Annotated in this window: 14 protein-coding genes and 3 pseudogenes; 13 read left to right on the forward strand and 4 right to left on the reverse strand. The window is 72.7% G+C overall.

The window, feature by feature from the left end; all coding sequences use genetic code 11:
- The first annotated feature begins 12 nt into the window (after positions 1-12).
- On the forward strand, positions 13-630 hold the full coding sequence (locus L6E17_RS24025; RefSeq protein WP_236242822.1) for an ABATE domain-containing protein: 618 nt from the start codon (positions 13-15) through the stop codon (positions 628-630).
- Between the two features lie 268 nt (positions 631-898).
- Here L6E17_RS24025 and rarD read toward each other — a convergent pair.
- From rarD to L6E17_RS24045, 4 genes and pseudogenes are all read right to left on the reverse strand, one after another.
- Positions 899-1,930 (reverse strand): annotated as a pseudogene (rarD, locus tag L6E17_RS24030) (EamA family transporter RarD); the annotation flags it as partial.
- Positions 1,931-2,221: 291 nt separating this feature from the next.
- Entirely contained in the window at positions 2,222-3,274 is a 1,053-nt protein-coding gene (locus L6E17_RS24035) for a 2-oxoacid:ferredoxin oxidoreductase subunit beta (RefSeq protein WP_236242823.1), read from the reverse strand.
- A gap of 148 nt (positions 3,275-3,422) precedes the next feature.
- Positions 3,423-5,267: pseudogene (locus L6E17_RS24040) on the reverse strand (2-oxoacid:acceptor oxidoreductase subunit alpha); the annotation flags it as partial.
- Positions 5,268-5,512: 245 nt separating this feature from the next.
- The gene (locus L6E17_RS24045) at positions 5,513-5,773 is read right to left on the reverse strand and encodes a hypothetical protein (RefSeq protein ID WP_236242824.1); all 261 of its coding nucleotides are present in this window, start codon (positions 5,771-5,773) and stop codon (positions 5,513-5,515) included.
- A 442-nt stretch (positions 5,774-6,215) separates the two neighbouring features.
- Here L6E17_RS24045 and L6E17_RS24050 point away from each other — a divergent pair, with 442 nt between their 5' ends.
- From L6E17_RS24050 to L6E17_RS24105, 12 genes and pseudogenes are all read left to right on the forward strand, one after another.
- Positions 6,216-6,608 (forward strand): NADH-quinone oxidoreductase subunit A, encoded by a 393-nt coding sequence (locus tag L6E17_RS24050; RefSeq protein ID WP_071264819.1) that lies wholly within the window; start codon positions 6,216-6,218, stop codon positions 6,606-6,608.
- Positions 6,599-7,216 (forward strand): NADH-quinone oxidoreductase subunit B, encoded by a 618-nt coding sequence (locus L6E17_RS24055; RefSeq protein WP_236242825.1) that lies wholly within the window; start codon positions 6,599-6,601, stop codon positions 7,214-7,216. The genes L6E17_RS24050 and L6E17_RS24055 overlap by 10 nt, the downstream gene beginning before the upstream one ends.
- Positions 7,213-7,623, forward strand: a pseudogene (locus L6E17_RS31635) (NADH-quinone oxidoreductase subunit C); the annotation flags it as partial. The gene L6E17_RS24055 and the pseudogene L6E17_RS31635, both read left to right, overlap by 4 nt.
- 1,258 nt (positions 7,624-8,881) lie before the next feature.
- The gene (locus L6E17_RS24065) at positions 8,882-9,850 is read left to right on the forward strand and encodes a complex I subunit 1 family protein (protein ID WP_236242826.1); all 969 of its coding nucleotides are present in this window, start codon (positions 8,882-8,884) and stop codon (positions 9,848-9,850) included.
- Complete coding sequence (locus L6E17_RS24070; protein ID WP_236242912.1) at positions 9,850-10,767, forward strand: NADH-quinone oxidoreductase subunit I; 918 nt, start codon at positions 9,850-9,852, stop codon at positions 10,765-10,767. The genes L6E17_RS24065 and L6E17_RS24070 overlap by 1 nt, the downstream gene beginning before the upstream one ends.
- A 38-nt stretch (positions 10,768-10,805) precedes the next feature.
- Positions 10,806-11,471, forward strand: coding sequence for an NADH-quinone oxidoreductase subunit J (locus L6E17_RS24075; protein WP_236242913.1), 666 nt, complete (start codon positions 10,806-10,808; stop codon positions 11,469-11,471).
- Positions 11,471-11,842 carry an NADH-quinone oxidoreductase subunit NuoK gene (nuoK, locus tag L6E17_RS24080; RefSeq protein WP_236242827.1) on the forward strand — a complete coding sequence of 124 codons (372 nt, stop codon included), beginning with the start codon at positions 11,471-11,473 and terminating at the stop codon, positions 11,840-11,842. Before L6E17_RS24075 ends, nuoK begins: the two co-directional genes overlap by 1 nt.
- On the forward strand, positions 11,839-13,830 hold the full coding sequence (locus tag L6E17_RS24085; protein WP_236242828.1) for an NADH-quinone oxidoreductase subunit L: 1,992 nt from the start codon (positions 11,839-11,841) through the stop codon (positions 13,828-13,830). The genes nuoK and L6E17_RS24085 overlap by 4 nt, the downstream gene beginning before the upstream one ends.
- Positions 13,831-13,857: 27 nt before the next feature.
- Complete coding sequence (locus tag L6E17_RS24090; protein WP_236242914.1) at positions 13,858-15,411, forward strand: NADH-quinone oxidoreductase subunit M; 1,554 nt, start codon at positions 13,858-13,860, stop codon at positions 15,409-15,411.
- Entirely contained in the window at positions 15,408-17,027 is a 1,620-nt protein-coding gene (locus L6E17_RS24095; protein WP_374109133.1) for an NADH-quinone oxidoreductase subunit N, read from the forward strand. The genes L6E17_RS24090 and L6E17_RS24095 overlap by 4 nt, the downstream gene beginning before the upstream one ends.
- A 366-nt stretch (positions 17,028-17,393) precedes the next feature.
- Positions 17,394-18,257 (forward strand): zinc metalloprotease HtpX, encoded by an 864-nt coding sequence (gene htpX / locus L6E17_RS24100; protein WP_236242829.1) that lies wholly within the window; start codon positions 17,394-17,396, stop codon positions 18,255-18,257.
- Positions 18,254-18,655, forward strand: coding sequence for a YccF domain-containing protein (locus L6E17_RS24105; RefSeq protein ID WP_236242830.1), 402 nt, complete (start codon positions 18,254-18,256; stop codon positions 18,653-18,655). The genes htpX and L6E17_RS24105 overlap by 4 nt, the downstream gene beginning before the upstream one ends.
- The last annotated feature ends 211 nt before the right edge of the window (positions 18,656-18,866 follow it).

Below are 18,866 nucleotides of genomic sequence, written 5' to 3' on the forward strand. Positions count from 1 at the left end.
TATATTGGTTACATGATCGGGTCCGCAACAGGTCTCACCCTCCGCACCCCCGAGGGCCGCCCGTACCGCTTCGACCCGGGCGCCCTGTGCCTGGAGCTGCTCACCACGGGCGGGCCCGGCCTCCTGGCGCGCTACGAGGTGCTGGAGACGCCTGCCGGCCTGCACGATTGGGTGGCGGCCAGCCGCCTGGACCCGGGTCTGCCGCTGGAGGTGGCGTACGGCGACCTGGCCGCCGTACGCGAACTGCGCGACGCGCTGCACCTGCTGGCCACCGCGCGGGCGCACGCAGCCCCGCTGGACGCGGCGGCGGTCGGGCTCCTGAACGCGGCGGCCGCGGCGCCGCCGCTGGCCGTGCGGATGACCCCGGCGGGCCGCCGCGAGTGGGCGCCGGGTGCGACGGTCGCGGGGCTGCTGTCGACGGTGGCCCGGGACGCGGTCGACCTGTTCACCGGCCCGTACGCGCACCGCATCCGCGAGTGCGGCGCGCACGACTGCTACCTGCTCTTCGTCGACACGTCCCGGCCGGGGCGCCGCCGCTGGTGCGCGATGGAGCGGTGCGGGAACCGCCAGAAGGTACGGACCCACCGCGCCCGCACGGAAGCCCGTACCGCTCCGGCGGCCGACGCGTGACACGGCACCGGCCCGACCGCTGCACCCCCGGACACCTCGGCGCAGGCCCGCGGGCCCGTAGCCCGCAGATGGCCGTAGGCCCGAAGCCGGCAGGCCCGAAGCCCGCAGGTCCGCAAGCCCGCAGGCGGCCGTAGGCCCGCAGACCCGAGGCCGCAGACCCGAAGCGCCGCGATGTCAGCGGACCCGTAGAGCCGCGGCCCGCAGCCGTGTGGACACGACGCGTGGACACGACGCGTGGACCCGCAGAACGCGGTCGCGCGTGCCGCAGGGGCTCAGGCTGAGGGTGCTCCGGCGGCAGGCGCGCCGCCGCCGGGGTCTCCGCGCCGGCCGCCGGGGCCTCCGCGGCGGGCGTACCCGTACCGGCGGCCTGCGCGGACGCGGCGGCCCCCGCGGCGGTGGTGCCGGAAGGCGCGCGTCCCGATCCCCCGGAGTCGGCCGCGGCGGCCCGCCGCAGGGCCTGCGCCTGCGCCCGGGTGCGCCGTGCCGTGCGCAGGGCGTCCCAGGTGAGGAGGGACAGGGCCAGCCACACCAGCCCGAAGCCCGCCCAGCGCTCGGGCGGCATCGCCTCACGGAAGTACAGGACGCCGAGCAGGAACTGGAAGACCGGCGCCAGGTACTGCAGCAGTCCGATCGTGGACAGCGGGACGCGGATGGCCGCCGCGCCGAAGCACACCAGCGGCACGGCGGTGACCAGGCCCGCCGACGCCAGCAGGGCCATGTGGCCGACGCCCGCGCCGCCGAAGGCGGCGGAGCCCTGCGAGCCCAGCCACAGCAGGTACGCCAGCGCGGGCAGGAACTGGATCGCCGTCTCCGCGGCCAGCGACTCCAGCCCGCCCAGGTTGACCGTCTTCTTCACCAGGCCGTACGTGGCGAACGAGAACGCCAGCACCAGGGAGATCCACGGCGGGCGCCCGTAGCCGACGGCCAGCACCACCACGGCCGCGAACCCGGTGCCGACCGCGATCCACTGGGCGGGCCGCAGCCGCTCCTTCAGCAGCAGGACGCCCATGGCGATGGTCACCAGGGGGTTGATGAAGTAGCCGAGGGACGACTCCACCACGTAGCCCGCGTTCACGGACCAGATGTAGAGGCCCCAGTTGACGGTGATCACGGCGGCCGCGACGGTGATCAGACCGAGCTTGCGCGGCTGCCGCAGCAGCCCGGGTATCCATCCCCAGCGGCGCAGGGCCAGCAGCGCCAGGGCTACGGTCGCGAGGGACCACACCATCCGGTGCGCCAGGATCTCCAGCGCGCCCGCCGGCTGGAGGAGCGGCCAGTACAGCGGGAACAGCCCCCACATCCCGTACGCGGCGAAGCCGTAGAGGAGCCCGGCCTTCCGGCTTGAGCCGGCTTCCGCCGCCGCGTCGAGCCCCGCCGCCGGCTCTCCTGCGCTGATCCCGCTGCCGCTCTTGGCCGCCACGCGCCACCGCCTTTCCGCACGCCCTGTCCGGACGACGGTAGCGCCGGACCGGCCGCGATGTCATGCCCGTATCGTTATACGGTCATGACCATCCCGCGCCCACCCGCCGGGCATACGGCGAGGCCCGGTCCTGAACCGTGTCAGGACCGGGCCGCCGTGTGGATCGCGGTGTCAGCCGACGACCGTCCAGGTGTCGCCGCCCGCGAGCAGCGCGCCCAGGTCGCCCTTGCCGCGCTGCTGGACCGCCTCGTCGAGTTGGTCCGCCATGAGCGTGTCGTAGACGGGGCGGTGGACGCTGCGCAGCACGCCGATGGGGGTGTGGTGGAGGGTGTCGGGGTCGGCGAGCCGGGAGAGGGCGAACGCGGTGGTGGGCGATGCCGCCTGGGCGTCGTGGACCAGGATGTCGGCTTCGTTGCCGGCGGTGACGGTGACGATGTCGAGGTCGCCGGTGGCGCGGTCGCGTACGACGCCCTTGGTGCCGCCACGGCCGAAGCGGATGGGCCGGCCGTGTTCCAGGCGGATGACGGCTTCCTCGGCCTGTTCCTTGTCCTTCAGGGTGTCGAAGGCGCCGTCGTTGAAGATGTTGCAGTTCTGGTAGATCTCCACCAGGGCGGTGCCGGGGTGGTCGGCGGCCTGCCGCAGGACGTCGGTGAGGTGCTTGCGGTCGGAGTCGACCGTGCGGGCCACGAAGGACGCTTCCGCGCCCAGGGCGAGGGAGACGGGGTTGAAGGGGGCGTCGAGGGAGCCCATCGGCGTGGATTTGGTGATCTTGCCGACTTCGGAGGTGGGGGAGTACTGGCCCTTGGTGAGGCCGTAGATCCGGTTGTTGAACAGCAGGATCTTGAGGTTGACGTTGCGGCGCAGGGCGTGGATGAGGTGGTTGCCGCCGATGGACAGGGCGTCGCCGTCGCCGGTGACGACCCAGACGGACAGGTCGCGGCGGGAGGCGGCCAGGCCGGTGGCGATGGCGGGGGCGCGGCCGTGGATGGAGTGCATCCCGTAGGTGTTCATGTAGTACGGGAAGCGGGAGGAGCAGCCGATGCCGGAGACGAAGACGATGTTCTCCCTGGCCAGGCCGAGCTGCGGCATGAAGCCCTGGACGGCGGCGAGGATGGCGTAGTCGCCGCAGCCGGGGCACCAGCGCACTTCCTGGTCGGACTTGAAGTCCTTCATCGACTGCTCGGCCTCGGCCTTGGGAACGAGGTCGAGGAGCTTCTCAGCCATCGATGGCCTCCTTGGCCTGATGAGGGCGTGCAGCAGCCTGCGACGTCCGCGCCGTCCGCGACGCCTGCGCCGCGCCCGCCGTGTCCGCCGGCTGCGTCGTGCGCGCCGCGTGCGCCGACTGCGTCGTGTGCGCCGAGTGTGTCGTGTGCATGGCCTGCTTCAGGGCCGCGGCGAGCTGCTCGGCCTTGAAGGGCATGCCGTTGATCTGGGTGTGGCTGTGCGCGTCGACGAGGTACCGGGCGCGCACGAGGGTGGCGAGCTGGCCGAGGTTCATCTCGGGGATGACGACCTTGTCGTACCGCTTGAGGACCTCGCCCAGGTTCGCGGGCAGGGGGTTGAGGTGGCGCAGATGGGCCTGGGCGATCCGTTCGCCGTCACGGCGCAGCCGCCGCACGGCCGCGGTGATCGGCCCGTACGTCGAGCCCCAGCCCAGCACCAGCAGCCGCGCTTCGCCGTCGGGGTCGTCGACGTGCACCTCGGGCACGTCGATGCCGTCGACCTTGGCCTGGCGGGTGCGGACCATGAAGTCGTGGTTGGCGGGGTCGTAGGAGATGTTGCCCGTGCCGTCCTGCTTCTCGATGCCGCCGATCCGGTGCTCCAGCCCCGGCGTGCCCGGCACGGCCCACGGGCGGGCCAGCGTCTCCGGGTCCCGCTTGTACGGCCAGAAGACCTCGGTGCCGTCGGCCAGGGTGTGGTTGGGACCCGTCGCGAAGGCCACCGACACATCCGGCAGGTCGTCGGTGTCGGGGATGCGCCACGGCTCCGAGCCGTTGGCCAGGTAGCCGTCGGACAGCAGGAAGACGGGGGTGCGGTAGGCCAGCGCGATCCGGGCCGCCTCCAGCGCCGCGTCGAAGCAGTCCGCCGGCGTGGAGGGCGCCACGATCGGTACCGGCGCCTCGCCGTTGCGGCCGTACATCGCCTGGAGCAGGTCCGCCTGCTCCGTCTTGGTCGGCAGACCCGTCGACGGGCCGCCACGCTGGATGTCCACGATCAGCAGCGGCAGCTCCAGCGACACCGCGAGACCGATCGTCTCGCTCTTGAGCGCCACACCGGGCCCGGACGTCGTCGTCACCGCCAGCGACCCGCCGAACGCCGCCCCCAGCGCCGCACCGATCCCGGCGATCTCGTCCTCGGCCTGGAACGTGCGCACACCGAAGTTCTTGTGCTTCGACAGCTCGTGCAGGATGTCGGAGGCCGGGGTGATCGGGTACGAACCGAGGAACAGCGGCAGGCCCGCCTGGTGCGCGGCGGCGATCAGCCCGTACGACAGGGCGAGGTTGCCGGAGATGTTGCGGTACGTGCCGGCGGGGAACGCGGAGGCGGCCGGGGCGACCTCGTAGGAGACGGCGAAGTCCTCGGTGGTCTCGCCGAAGTTCCAGCCCGCCCGGAACGCCGCCACGTTCGCCTCGGCGATCTGCGGCTTCTTGGCGAACTTGCGGCGCAGGAAGTTCTCGGTGCCCTCGGTCGGCCGGTGGTACATCCACGACAGCAGACCCAGCGCGAACATGTTCTTCGACCGCTCGGCCTCCTTGCGCGTCAGGCCGAAGTCCTTCAGCGCCTCCACCGTCAGCGTGGTCAGCGGCACCCGGTGCACCCGGTAGCCGTCCAGCGAGCCGTCCTCCAGCGGGTCGCTGTCGTAGCCGACCTTGGCCATGGACCGCTTGGCGAACTCGTCGGTGTTGACGATCACCTCCCCACCGCGCGGCACGTCGCCGATGTTCGCCTTCAACGCGGCCGGGTTCATCGCCACCAGGACGTTCGGCGCGTCACCCGGGGTGAGGATGTCGTGGTCGGCGAAGTGCAGCTGGAACGACGACACACCCGGCAGCGTCCCGGCGGGAGCACGGATCTCGGCCGGGAAGTTCGGCAGCGTCGACAGGTCGTTCCCGAAGGACGCCGTCTCGGACGTGAACCGGTCGCCCGTCAACTGCATACCGTCACCCGAGTCACCCGCGAAACGGATGATCACGCGCTCCAGGCGACGGACTTCCTTCTTCCCCGGCTTCCCGGCCGACCCGGCAGCCCCGGCCGTCCCGGACTTCCCCGCCGCAACAGCGGCCTCGCCGGCGTCTCGGGAGCCACCGGCGGTACTTCCGGCCTCGCCGGGGTTTCCGGCCTCACCGGCGCGTGCGGGCCCACCGGACTGCCGGGCAGCCCGTCCGGCCTCACCGGCGTCCGCAGCCTCACCGGCGCCCCCGGCCTCACCCGACTGTCCGGCGTCACTCGTCTGTCCGGGGGTCACGTCGGGCGGCCCGTCCCGGTGCTCGTCGTGTGCGGCATGTCCCGCGTCTCTGCCGTCTCGGCCATCTCGGCCATCTCGGCCATCTCGGCCATCTCGGCCGTCTCCGCCGTCTCGGCCGTTTGCGTCGTGTCCGTCGGGGTGCTGATCGTGTCCGTCAGGGTGCCGGTCGTGTCCGTCGGGGTGCCGGTCGTGTCCGTCGGGGTGCTGATCGTGTCCGTCGTGCTCCGCGGAGCCGGCCCCCGCAGCAGGCGTTCCACGCTGCTCTCCGAGCCCTGTCTGCTCGGCCGGGCTGCTGACCTGGTTGGTCACTGAACTGGACCTCCCTCGAAACAAGGGGTCTCTCCGCCGTCGGCGGGAGAACGCTCGGTAGGCGGCCGGCCGACCGGTCGCCCCAAGGCCCACCCTACGTCGGTAAGGGTCCCCTTCCTTAAGTGACTCATATAATGGACGCCTGTTTGAGACGGCCGTCTGTCCGGAACCATCATGCTTCTCCCACCCCGTCGGCGGGCCGGAACGGCACTCCCGGCCCGGGGCTGAGTACCCGCCGCTGATCCTTTTCACGCGGCGGGCCCAGCGGCCGGTCTCCCGCGGGTCGGCACGGCCGGTAACCCGGCCTCTGCCAGGGCCTAGACTCCCCTGCGTACCAGACGGGCAGGAAGACACCGGACGACACGGAGAGAGGAGCGGACGGACGTGGATGTGCCGGAACGCACCGGGCTCGCGGCCGACTACTTCCAGAGCTACTCGGTCGTCGGACTCCTGGCCGTCGTCGGCGTGCTCTTCGTGGCCGTCGCCTTCGCGGCCGGGCGGCTGCTGCGGCCCGTCGTGCCGACCCAGGAGAAGTTCCTGACCTACGAGTGCGGCGTCGACCCCGTGGGGGAGGGCTGGGCCCACACCCAGGTCCGCTACTACGTGTACGCCTTCCTCTACGTGATCTTCGCGGTCGACTCGATCTTCCTCTTCCCCTGGGCGACCGTCTTCGCCGCCGCCGGGTACGGCGCGACCACGCTCGTCGAGATGTTCATCTTCCTCGGCTTCCTGGCCGTGGGCCTGCTGTACGCGTACAAGAAGGGCGTCCTGACATGGACGTGACTCCCGGAACCGCGCCCGAGCCCGTTCCGCTGCCCGAGCCGCAGCGGCTGGGCGTGCTGTCGCGGCTGGCGCCCGAGCCCATGAAGGTGGTCCTGAACTGGGGCCGCCGCTACAGCCTGTGGGTCTTCAACTTCGGCCTCGCCTGCTGCGCCATCGAGTTCATCGCCGCCTCCATGGCCCGGCACGACTTCATCCGGCTGGGTGTCATCCCCTTCGCGCCCGGCCCCCGCCAGGCCGACCTGATGATCGTCTCCGGCACGGTCACCGACAAGATGGCGCCCGCCGTGAAGCGCCTGTACGAGCAGATGCCGGAGCCCAAGTACGTCATCTCGTTCGGCGCCTGCTCCAACTGCGGCGGCCCCTACTGGGACTCGTACTCCGTCACCAAGGGCGTCGACCAGATCATCCCGGTCGACGTGTACGTCCCCGGATGCCCGCCCAGGCCCGAGGCGCTGCTGCAGGGCATCCTGAAGCTCCAGGAGAAGATCGCCCGCGAGTCCCTCGACGAGCGGTACGCTCCCCGGAGCGGCGCGTCCCGGCCCTCCGCCGCGGCCCTCCGCAGCGGCCTGGTCACCCCGCCGCCCGCGCCCGGAGGTGACCGGCCGTGACCACGCCGCGCCCCCACCCGCACCCGTACGACTCCCTGCCCGAGGCCGCGGCCGAGATCTTCGGCCCCGAGGCAACGGCCGAACGGGCGTACGACCTGCTGACCGTCGACGTCCCCGCCGCCGCCTGGATCACCGCGCTGGAGACCGCCCGGGACCGGCTCGGCTGCTCGTACTTCGACTGGCTCAGCGCGGTCGACGAACCCGGCACGGGCTTCCGCGTCTGCGCCCACGTCGCCGCCCTGGAGACCGGTACGGTACGCCGCCTCCTGCTCCGTACGACCGTGCCGCACACCGCCCCCGCGCTCCCCACCGCTGTCGGCGTCTACGCCGGCGCGGCCTGGCACGAGCGCGAGACGCACGAGATGTTCGGCGTGGTCTTCGAGGACCACCCGAACCTCACGCACCTGCTCCTCCCCGACACCTTCGAGGGCCACCCGCTCCGCAAGGACTTCGTGCTGGCCGCACGGGTCGCCAAGGCGTGGCCGGGCGCCAAGGAGCCGGGCGAGTCCGACCACGGCGGCCCCAAGCGCCGCCAGATGCTGCCGCCGGGTGTCCCGGACCCGAACGAGTGGGGACCCCTGAAGGGTCAGCTTCCGCCCGCCGCGGCCCGACCGGCCCGCTCCGCCCGCGCGGCGGGCGACCGTCCGGTACGCCGCACCCGTTCGGCGAGCGAGGGCTCCGCCAGCCAGACCGCCGCTCCCGCCTCCGCCCCCGAAGCCTCACCGACCGCCGCCCCGCCGCGCCGGGCCCGCAGTGCGAGTGAAGGATCGGCCACACAGCGCCGGGCCCGCAGTGTGAGCGAAGGCTCGGCCAGTCAGGCCCCCGCCCCCGAAGCCTCGCCGACCGCCGCCCCGCCGGCTGCCGCCCCGCCGCGCCGGGCCCGCAGTGCGAGTGAAGGATCGGCCACACAGCGCCGGGCCCGCAGTGCGAGCGAGGGCTCGGCCAGCCAGCGCGCCGAAGGCACCGCGGCGAATCAGCCCGCCGCCCCGGCGCCGCCCCCGCGCACCCGCAGCAGCGACGCGCCCTGGAACAACCCCCGCCCTGCCTTCGCCGACGCCGAAGCCCAGCCGCCCGCGGAGCCCCGGCAGCAGCCGCAGTCGGTCGCGCAGCCCGAGCCGTCCACGCAACGGCAGCCGCAGCCGACCGAGCAGCCCAGGCCGGAGCAGTCGCCGGCCGAGGGGCAGCCGCAGCGCCCCACGGAGGCGGAGCCGGGGAGCCGTCGACCGAGGAACGGCCCCAGCCGGGAGAGCCGCCGGCCAAGGCCCGGCAGCCCCAGCCCACCGAGCCGCGGCCGCCCCAGCCGTCGGAGCCTCGGCCGTCGGAGTCACCCCAGCCGCAGCCCAAGCCCCCTTCCGCGGTCGAGCCGCAGCCCGACGCCGCTGCTGCGGCTGAGCCGCAGCCTGAGCCGGACACCGCTTCCGCGCCCACCCCGGGCCCGGACACCGCCTCCGCGCCCACCCCGGGCCCCGACGCCGGTGCCGTGTCCGCCCCGGGCCCGGAAACCGAGCCCGAGCCCAAGTCGCAGGGCCGGCCCGACTCCTCCCCGGCAACGGGCCCGGAGGCCGAGCCGCAGTCCGAGCCCGACTCCTCCCCGGCAACGGGCCCGGAGGCCGGTCCGTCCGGCGACGGGGCCGCCCGCCCCCGACGACACCCCGAAGGAGACGCGTGAACGACGTACTCGACGTCGCCCTCCGCCTGGTCGTCGTCTTCGCCCTCTTCCTGACGCTGCCCCTGGTGATCGGTCAGACCGAGCACAAGGTCATGGCCCATATGCAGGGCCGGCTCGGGCCCATGTACGCCGGCGGTTTCCACGGGTGGGCCCAGCTCGTCGCCGACGGTGTGAAGTTCGCCCAGAAGGAGGACGTGGTACCGGCCGAAGCCGACCGCCGCGTCTTCCAGCTCGCGCCCGCCATAGCCCTCCTCCCGTACCTCCTCGTCCTCGTCGCCATCCCCGTCGGCCCCGGGGAGGGCGCCGTCGGAGTGGTGGTCGACGCGGGCATCTTCTTCGTGCTCGCGGTCATGGGCGTCGGCGTCCTCGGCTCACTCATGGCGGGCTGGGCCTCGGCCAACAAGTTCTCCCTCCTCGGCGGCCTGCGGACCGCCGCCCAGCTCCTGGCGTACGAGCTGCCGATGCTGCTCGCCGCCGCCTCCGTCGCGATGGCGGCCGGCACGGTCTCGCTGCCGGGCATCCTGGACGCCTTCGAGTGGTGGTGGGTGCCGTGGCAGATCACCGGAGCGCTGGTGTTCTTCGTCGCCGGCCTGGCCGAGCTCCAGAGGCCGCCCTTCGACATGCCGATCGCCGACTCGGAGATCATCTTCGGTGCCTACACCGAATACACCGGTCTCCGCTTCGCTCTCTTCCTCCTCGCCGAGTACGCGGGCATCGTCATCCTGTGCGGTCTGACCACCGTCCTGTTCCTCGGTGGCTGGCACGGCCCGTTCGGCGCGGAGGGCCTCGGCTGGCTGTGGACCCTCCTGAAGACGGCCGTACTCGCCTTCCTCGTGATCTGGCTGCGCGTGAGCTACCCGCGGCTCCGCGAGGACCAGCTGCAGAAGCTCGCCTGGACGACCCTGGTCCCCCTGGCACTCGCCCAGGTCGCCCTCACCGGCATCGTCAAGGTGGTGATCGACTGATGGCTCCCCTTCCGGGTTCAGGCCTGGCCAAGGGCCTGGCCGTCACCCTGCGCACGATGACGAAGAAGACCGTCACCGCGCAGTACCCCGACGTGCAGCCCGAGCTGCCGCCCCGCACCCGCGGCGTCATCGGCCTGTTCGAGGAGAACTGCACGGTCTGCATGCTCTGCGCCCGCGAGTGCCCCGACTGGTGCATCTACATCGACTCCCACAAGGAGACGGTGCCTCCCGCCGCCCCGGGCGGCCGCGAGCGCAGCCGCAACGTCCTCGACCGCTTCGCCATCGACTTCGCGCTCTGCATGTACTGCGGCATCTGCGTGGAGGTCTGTCCTTTCGACGCGCTGTTCTGGTCGCCCGAGTTCGAGTACGCGGAGACCGACATCCGCGACCTCACCCACGAACGGGACAAGCTCCGCGAGTGGATGTGGACGGTCCCGGAGCCCCCGGCCCTGGACCCGGCCGCCGAGGAGCCGAAGGAGCTCGCCGCCGCCCGCAAGGCCGCCGACAAACTCGCCGCGCAGCAGGCCGCCACCGAGCCGACCCCCGCCCAGACCGGCCCGTCCGCCGCTACGCCCGGCGCCACCGGCCCGTCCGCCGCCCCGCCCGATGCCGGCACGCCCAAGAACGATGCGCCCGCCGCCGCCGGTGGCACCCGCCCGTCCCAGCCCGGCCTGCCACAGCCCGCGCCCTCTCCGCCTGACTCCACCGAGGACAGGTCCCCCCAGCCTGGCCCCACCCAGGGCACTACCCCTCCGGGCACTACCCCTCCGGGCACTACCCCTCCGGGCACTGGCCCCCAGGGCAGCCCCTCCGCAGACACCCCGTCGGAGGACCCCGCGTCCGACGGCACCCCGCCCCGTCGTCCGTCCCCCCGCCCGGCTGAGGGCCCCGGCGCCACCGAGGGAGGTTCCGAGTGACGCTCCTCGCCCTCGCCCTGGCCCCCGCCGCGACCACGCTGGGCCCGGCCGCGACTGCCACGGCGACCACGGCACCGCTGGCACCGGCTGCCAACGGCTTCCTCTCGCCCACCGGCGTGGAGATCGCCTTCCTCCTCGTCGGCGTCGTCACCCTCGGCGCCGCCGTCCTCACCGTGACGACCCGCCATCTGGTGCACGCCGCCCTCTGGCTGGTCGTGGCCCTCGGCGGCCTCGCCGTCGAGTACCTGCTGCTCACCGCCGAGTTCATCGCCTGGGTCCAAGTGCTGATCTACGTCGGTTCCGTCGTCGTTCTCCTCCTCTTCGGGCTCATGCTCACCAAGGCCCCCATCGGCCGCTCCCCGGATGCCGACTCCGGCAACCGGCCGGCCGCCCTCGCCGTGGCCGGCGCCGCCGCGGCAGCCCTGGTCTGGGTGGTCGTCGACGCCTTCCGCACCACCTGGATCGACCTCGACGGGCCCGCCCAGGGATCCACCCGGGTCTCGGGGGAGATCCTCTTCCGGCACTGGGTCCTGCCGTTCGAGGCGCTGTCCGTCCTCCTCCTCGCCGCGCTCGTCGGCGCCATCGTCCTCTCCCGCAGGAACACGCCGGACGCGGCTCCCGGCAGCTCTCCGGTGAAGGCCCCGGAGGGTTCCGCCGGCCGCACGGGCACCACCGAGCCCACCGACGGGGAGGGCCGGCGCTGATGCACCTCGCCTACCCCGCCGTCCTCGCGGCCCTGCTGTTCTGCACCGGCCTGTACGGCGTCCTGGCCCGCCGCAACGCGATCCTGGTCCTGATGTCCGTCGAGCTCATGCTCAACGCCGTCAACCTGAACCTCGTCGCCTTCGACGTCTGGCTCCGCGACACCCTCCACGCAGGCCAGGCCCTCACCCTCTTCACCATCGCCATCGCCGCCGCCGAGATCGGCATCGGCCTCGCGATCGTCCTGATGGTGTACCGCTCCCGCGGCACCGCCGACATCGACAAGCTCCGCGACAACGCCGAGACCGCGAGCACCGGCGACGCCTCCACCCCACGCACCGGCACCGGCGAGAAGGCGGAGGCCACCGCGTGACCACCACGACCCTCGCCGTCCTCGTCCCCCTCCTCCCGTTCCTCGGCGCCGCCGCAGGCCTCCTCCTCGGACGCACGGCCCCCGGTTTCGTGCGTCCGCTCGCGGTGCTGCCGACCCTGGCCGCCCTGGCCGCCGCCGTCGTGGTCGCCGTACGGCAGGGCGGACAGGAGGCCATCGACGCGGCCACCCAGCTCACCCCCACCGGCTCCGTCCCGATCGAGCTGGCCCTGCACCTCGACGGATTCGCGGTGCTCACGGCCGTGCTCGTCGGACTCGTCGCCTCGTGCGTGCAGATCTACTCCACGGGCTACCTCCGCGACGACCCGCGCTACCCGTCGTACGCGGCCCTCGTGTCCCTGTTCACCTCCGCGATGCTGCTCGTCGTCTACTCCGGCGACCTGATGGTGCTGCTGGTCGGCTGGGAGATCATGGGCATCTGCTCGTACTTCCTCGTCGGCCACTACTGGGAGACCCCCGAAGCCAGGGCCGCCTCCCTCAAGGCGTTCCTCGTCACCAAACTCGGCGACGTCCCCTTCCTCATCGGACTGTTCGCCCTGGCCGCCGACGCCGGCACCTTCCGGATCACCGGGATCCTCGGCTCCGTGGCCGCCGGCGCCATCGACCACCCGACGCTCGTGGCTCTGCTCCTGCTGGCCGGCGTCGCGGGGAAGTCCGCCCAGTTCCCCCTGCACACCTGGCTTCCCGACGCCATGGCCGGCCCCACACCGGTCTCCGCGCTCATCCACGCCGCGACCATGGTCGCCGCGGGCGTCTACTTCGTCGCGCGCCTCCTCCCGCTGTTCGCGGCCTCCGCCGCCGCCATGACCGTCCTCGCCGTGATGGCCGCGGTCACCATGGTCGGCTCCGCCCTGGCCGCCCTCGCCCAGGACGACATCAAGCGCGTCCTCGCCTACTCGACCATCGGCCAGCTCGGCTACATGGCGGGCGCCCTCGCCGTCGGCGACCGCGGCGCCGCCGTCTTCCACCTCCTCTCCCACGGCGCGTTCAAGGCCGTGCTGTTCCTCGCCGCCGGTGTGGTGATCCACGCCGCCGGCACGAACTCGCTCGCCGCCATGTCCCGCATGAGCGGCCTCGCCCGCCGCGTCCCCGACGCGTACTGGACGATGACGATCGCCCTCCTCGCCCTCGCGGCGATTCCGCCCTTCGCCGGCTTCTTCTCCAAGGAAGCCGTCCTCGTCGCAGCCGAGCACACCGCACTCGGAGACCGGGACATCGCCCCCGCGGGTGCGGGATGGACCGTCCTCGCAGCCGGTCTGCTCACCGCCCTCCTCACCGCCGCCTACGCGACGCGCCTCTGGCTGCTCGCCTTCCGCGGCAAGGGAGCCGAGGCCCCCGACCACGGCAAGCAGCCCATCGCCATGAACGCCGTCCTGTGGGTCCTCGCACTGCCCTCCCTCACGTTCGGACTGACCGCCGTCGTCCTCGACGACTGGTTCGACGGGAACCCCCTCACCCCGACGACGAACACCGCGGTCCTGAGCACCGGCGTCGCCCTCATCGGCGGCCTCGTCACCTACGCCGCCTGGCGCCACGCCGCCGCCCGCGCCACCGCCGTCCCGATGGGCGCCGTCGCGGCCCACCCCGAAGGCGAACCCGCCCTGTCCGAAGCCGAGGCCATCGCCACCCACACCGCGGCATACGGCTCGATCGCCGCCGCGCCGGACCCCGCCGACCCGGGACGCCTCCTGCTGGGACCGCTGCACCGCCACGCCGCCGCCGGATTCCACGTCGACGCCGCCTACCACGCCCTCTTCGTACGGCCCGTCCAGGCGGCGGCGTCCCTCGTCCGCTTCCTCGACCGCGAGGTCGTCGACACCTACGTCCGCGGAGCCGGCCTCACCACCGGGCTCCTCGGCGCCGCCGTCCGCCGCGCCCAGACCGGCAACGTGCAGACCTACCTCAGCGTCCTGCTGGCCGGCTCCGTCGCCCTGGCGATCGCCGCCGTCCTCGTCGCCGCCGGAGCGTGAGCCGTGATCGATATCAGCGAATCCGTGATGCAGTTCCTTCTCGCGTTCGTCGTCGCCGCCCCGCTCCTCGGCGCCGCCGCCGCGCTCCTGCCCGCCCCGCCCGGCATGAAGGGCAGGTCACCCGAGCAGGCCGTGCTCCGCCACGGCGTGACCGTCACCGGCGCGGTCCTCCTCGCCGCGATCGCCCTCACTCTCGGCTTCGACCACGACCAGCCGTCGAGGATGCAGGCCACGACCGACATCAGCTGGATCAAGGCACTCGACGTACGCATCCACCTCGGCGTCGACGGCATCTCCCTCCCCCTCCTGGTCATGACCGCGCTGCTGACCTTCCTCAGCGCGGTGTACATCTACTTCAAGCAGCCCGCCGGCCCCTCGCCGAAGGCGTTCGTGGCCTTGCTGCTGCTCCTCGAGTCCGGCACCCTCGCCACCTTCGCCGTCCTCGACCTGCTGCTCTTCTTCCTCGCGTTCGAGACGGTGCTCATCCCGATGTACTTCCTCATCGCCCGCTGGGGCGGCGAGGGACGGCAGCAGGCCGCATGGAAGTTCATCCTCTTCACCCTCCTCGGCTCGGTCGTCATGCTGCTCGGCCTGCTCCTCATCGGACTGAAGGCCGGCACCTTCGACATGGTGGCACTCGCCACTGACAACGGCCGCGGACTGAGCACATCACTGCAGGTCACCGCCGTTCTCGCGATCGGGATCGGACTCGCGGTCAAGACGCCGATGTGGCCGCTGCACAGCTGGCTGCCCGACGCCCACACCGCCGCCCCGACCGTCGGCTCCGTCCTCCTCGCCGGCGTCCTGCTGAAGATGGGTACGTACGGTTTCGTCCGGATCGCCCTCCCGATCGCGCCGGACGGCATGCAGGTCTTCGCGCCGTACCTCGCGGCCTTCGCCGTCGCCGGGATCGTCTACGGGTCCCTCGCGTGCCTGGCCCTCGCGCGGCCCGGCGCCTCGGGCGACCTCAAGCGGCTCATCGCCTACTCGTCCGTCGGCCACATGGGCTTCGTACTCCTCGGCATCGCGACGATGACCCCCACCGGCGTCAACGGCGCGCTGTTCGCGAACATCGCCCACGGCCTGATCACCGGACTGCTGTTCTTCCTGGCCGGCGCGGTCAAGGACCGCTTCGGCACGGCCGACCTCGACACCCTCGCGGGGGCCACCGGCGCCGCACTCTACGGCCGCGCCCCGCGCCTCGGCGGCCTCCTCGCCTTCGCGGCCGTCGCTTCCCTCGGCCTCCCGGGCCTCGCCGGCTTCTGGGGCGAGATGCTCGCCATGTTCGGCGCCTTCCAGCCCGCGCCGGGCCTCAGCCGTCCCGCGTTCCTCACGTTCATGGCCGTCGCCGGACTCGGCACGCTCCTCACCGCCGCGTACCTCCTGGTCGTCGTACGCCGCGTCTGCATGGGTGCGGCCCCCACCGGCGACGAGCCCCGCCTCGCCGACGTCCAGGCGTACGAGTACGCGGCGTGGACCCCGCTCGCCGTGCTCACCGTCCTCGCGGGACTCTGGCCCGCGGCCCTCCTCGGCCTCACCGACCCGGCCGTGCAGCAGCTCCTCGCAGGAGGCAAGTCGTGACCCCCGCCGACACGAGCGCAGCCCTTGTCACCACCTCGGCCGACCAGGCGGTCCCGCAGGTCTCCGGCTGGGCCGCCGCGGCCCCCGGCCCCACGGCCGCGGCCGACCTCGTGCAGTCCGTCGACTGGGCCGTGATCGCCCCGCCCACCATCGCCGCCGTCGTCGCCCTGGCCGTCCTGGTCGCCGACCTGTTCCTGCCGCAGGCACGCAAGTCGCTGCTCGCCTGGGCGTCCGTCGCCGGCCTCACGGCCGCGCTGCTCAGCCTGGTGCCGCTGCGCGCCGGCGACCGCGCCACCTTCTGCCTGACGACCGACCCCGGCGTCTGCAGCTACGTCGCCGACCACTTCGCCCTGGCCATCCAGTTCCTGGCGCTGGGCGGCGCCCTGCTGACAGCACTCCTCTCCGTCACGGAGACCGAGGAGAAGCTGCCCGCCGGCGAGTTCTGGTTCCTGCTGCTGGCCTCTGCCGCCGGGGCCGCGTTGCTGCCCGCGGCCCGCGACCTGGCCACCCTCGTCGTCGCTCTGGAAGTCGCCTCCCTGCCCGTTTTCGCGCTCGTGGGGCTCAAGCGGGGCGACCGCATGTCCGGCGAGGCGGCCCTGAAGTTCTTCCTGTCCTCGGTCACCGCGACCGCCGTCACCCTGCTCGGCGCCAGCTTCGTGTACGCGGCGACCGGAACCCTCCACCTCACGGAGATCGCGCAGCGGCTCGGGGACGTGCCCGCCCAGCTCGACACCCTCACCAAGGCCGGAGTCGCCCTCACCCTCGTCGGCTTCGCCTTCAAGACGGCCGCGGCGCCCTTCCACTTCTGGGTGCCCGACACGTACGTGGGGGCGCCCCTCCCCGTCGCCGCCTACCTGTCCGTCGTCGGCAAGGCCGTCGGCTTCACCGGGCTCGTCCTGGTGACCGTCGTCGCCTTCCCGTCGTACGCCGACGTGTGGGGGCCCGCCCTCGCCGTCCTGGCCGCGCTCACCATGACCGTCGGCAACGTAGCCGCCCTCCGGCAGGTCCCTACGCGCGCGTGGAGCGCGGTCCGCCTCCTCGCCTGGTCGTCCGTAGGCCAGGCCGGCTACCTCCTGGTGCCGATCGCCGCCGCCGCGTACTCCCGGGACGACCAGGTCGGCGCCACCGTCGCGTACGCCCTCATGTACGCCGTCGTGAACCTCGGCGCCTTCGCCGTCGCCGCGCTCGTCGCCCGCACCCACCCCGCCAACCGCATCAGCGACTACCGGGGCCTGTACGCCACGCGGCCCGCCGCCGCGCTCGCCATGGGCTTCTTCCTGCTCTGCCTCGCGGGCCTGCCGCCAGGCGTCATCGGCCTCTTCGCCAAGGTCGTGGTCTTCTCCGCGGCCGTCGACGCCGGCCTCGGCTGGCTGGCGGTCGTCATGGGCGTCAACGTCGCGGTCGCCCTGTACTACTACCTGCGCTGGACGGCCCTCCTCTTCCGCGCCCCCGAGACGGAGCCCGGGACAGCGGCCGCCACCCGGGCACCCGCCCCGGTACGGAGCCGGGTGCCCGCCCCGCTCACCGCGGCCATCGCCCTCACCGGCGTCGGCGGAATCCTGCTCTCCGGCTATCCGCAGCTCGTGCTGCGCTTCACCGCCTCGTCCCTCTTCTGACCGCTCCGGTCGGGCCCCCAGGGGCAGCCACCGACGCTGAACGACTGCACGAGCCCGGCAGGAACGCCCGGACGCGCGCCCACCTCCACCGCGCCACACGGCCACCGTCACACGGCCACCGGCACCCGCGCCGGTGGCCGCGCCCACCGCACCACGTGCGTCCTGCTGCTCCCGCCCGCCCTGGCGGAGGCGGACCACCCCGCAGCGCCGCGTCACCCCAACGGCGCAGCCCGCCGGCCCGCAGGCCCGGAGAGCACCCGGGAACCAGCCACTCCCGCCTGGCGTTGACCAGTACGGGAGGGTCCACTGGACAGTGGAGCAAGACCAGCGAAGGGTTCCCCTGCCGCACCACTTGGAGGGCGTACCGTGCACCGCCGGCACAACGGGCTGAGAACCGCCGTACTCCTCGGGGGACTGTCCGCACTCATCATCCTGATCGGAAGCTTCTTCGGGCGTACGGGACTGCTGATCGCCGTCCTGATCGCGCTGGGCACCAACGCCTACGCGTACTGGAACAGCGACAAGCTCGCGCTGCGAGCCATGCGCGCACGGCCCGTCACCGAGTTCGAGGCCCCGCAGCTCTACCGGATGGTCCGGGAGCTGTCCACGCAGGCCAGACAGCCCATGCCGCGGCTGTACATATCGCCGACGCAGGCCCCCAACGCCTTCGCGACCGGTCGCAACCCCCGCAACGCCGCCGTCTGCTGCACGGAGGGCATCCTGCGCCTCCTGGACGAGCGGGAGCTGCGCGGGGTCATCGGCCACGAACTCAGCCACGTCTACAACCGCGACATCCTCATCTCGTCGGTCGCGGGCGCGCTTGCCTCCGTGATCGTGTTCATGGTCAACTTCGCGTGGCTGGTCCCGGTCGGCCGGTCCGAGGACGACGAGGGCCCCGGCCTGCTGGGCATGCTGCTCATCATGATCCTCGGTCCGCTCGCGGCATCGGTGATCCAGCTCGCGGTCAGCCGCTCCCGGGAGTACGAGGCCGACGCCTCGGGCGCCCGGCTCACCGGCGACCCCCTCGCTCTGGCGGACGCCCTCCGCAAGCTGGAGGCCGGGACGCAGCGGCTGCCGCTTCCCCCGGAGCCGAGGATCGAGACCGCGAGCCACATGATGATCGCGAACCCGTTCCGGCCGGGACAGGGCATGTCCCGCCTGTTCTCCACCCACCCGCCGATGGCGGAACGCATCGCCCGGCTCGAACAGATGGCAGGTCACCGCCCGTGAAAACCGTTCTGAACATCATCTGGCTCGTATTCAGCGGCTTCTGGCTGTTCCTCGGGTACTTGGCTGCCGGTCTGCTGCTGTGCATCACGATCATCGGCATCCCGTTCGGCCTGGCGGCCTTCCGCATCGGCCTGTACGCGCTCTGGCCGTTCGGCCACACGGTCGTGGACCGCCGCGACGCGGGCGCCCCCTCCTGCCTCGGCAACGTGCTGTGGCTGGTGCTCGCCGGGTGGTGGCTCGCCCTCGGCCATATCGTCACGGGCATCGCGCTGTGCGTCACGATCATCGGTATCCCGCTGGGCATCGCCAACTTCAAGCTGGTCCCCGTGTCCCTGCTGCCGCTCGGCAAGGAGATCGTCCCGACGGACCAGGCCTTCGCGGCGACCTGGCAGCGATAGTTATCCACAGGCCCAGCGGGCCGTCGGTGGCAGGGTTCATCATGAACCCATGAGCGACTACACAGAGTTACTTCCCTGTTCTGGTTCGGTGGTCGGCCGTAGTCTCGCGCGGGCGGGTGATCCCCCGCAGGATCGTGCCACCGACGTCGGCGGCATCCCGGCAGGGGCCCACTTCCCGGGGCCGGGCCGCGCAAGGCACAAGCCCGCCGCA

Origin of the sequence: Streptomyces sp. CC228A (assembly GCF_021390935.1) — a bacterium.
Taxonomy (GTDB): domain Bacteria; phylum Actinomycetota; class Actinomycetes; order Streptomycetales; family Streptomycetaceae; genus Streptomyces.

Excerpts from the sequence above, each read along its gene's own strand:
- L6E17_RS24025 (WP_236242822.1), top strand. The coding sequence starts at position 13 with ATGATCGGGTCCGCAACAGGTCTCACCCTCCGCACCCCCGAGGGCCGC.
- L6E17_RS24035 (WP_236242823.1), bottom strand. The coding sequence starts at position 3,274 with ATGGCTGAGAAGCTCCTCGACCTCGTTCCCAAGGCCGAGGCCGAGCAG.
- L6E17_RS24055 (WP_236242825.1), top strand. The coding sequence starts at position 6,599 with ATGGACGTGACTCCCGGAACCGCGCCCGAGCCCGTTCCGCTGCCCGAG.
- L6E17_RS24070 (WP_236242912.1), top strand. The coding sequence starts at position 9,850 with ATGGCTCCCCTTCCGGGTTCAGGCCTGGCCAAGGGCCTGGCCGTCACC.
- nuoK (WP_236242827.1), top strand. The coding sequence starts at position 11,471 with ATGCACCTCGCCTACCCCGCCGTCCTCGCGGCCCTGCTGTTCTGCACC.
- L6E17_RS24090 (WP_236242914.1), top strand. The coding sequence starts at position 13,858 with ATGCAGTTCCTTCTCGCGTTCGTCGTCGCCGCCCCGCTCCTCGGCGCC.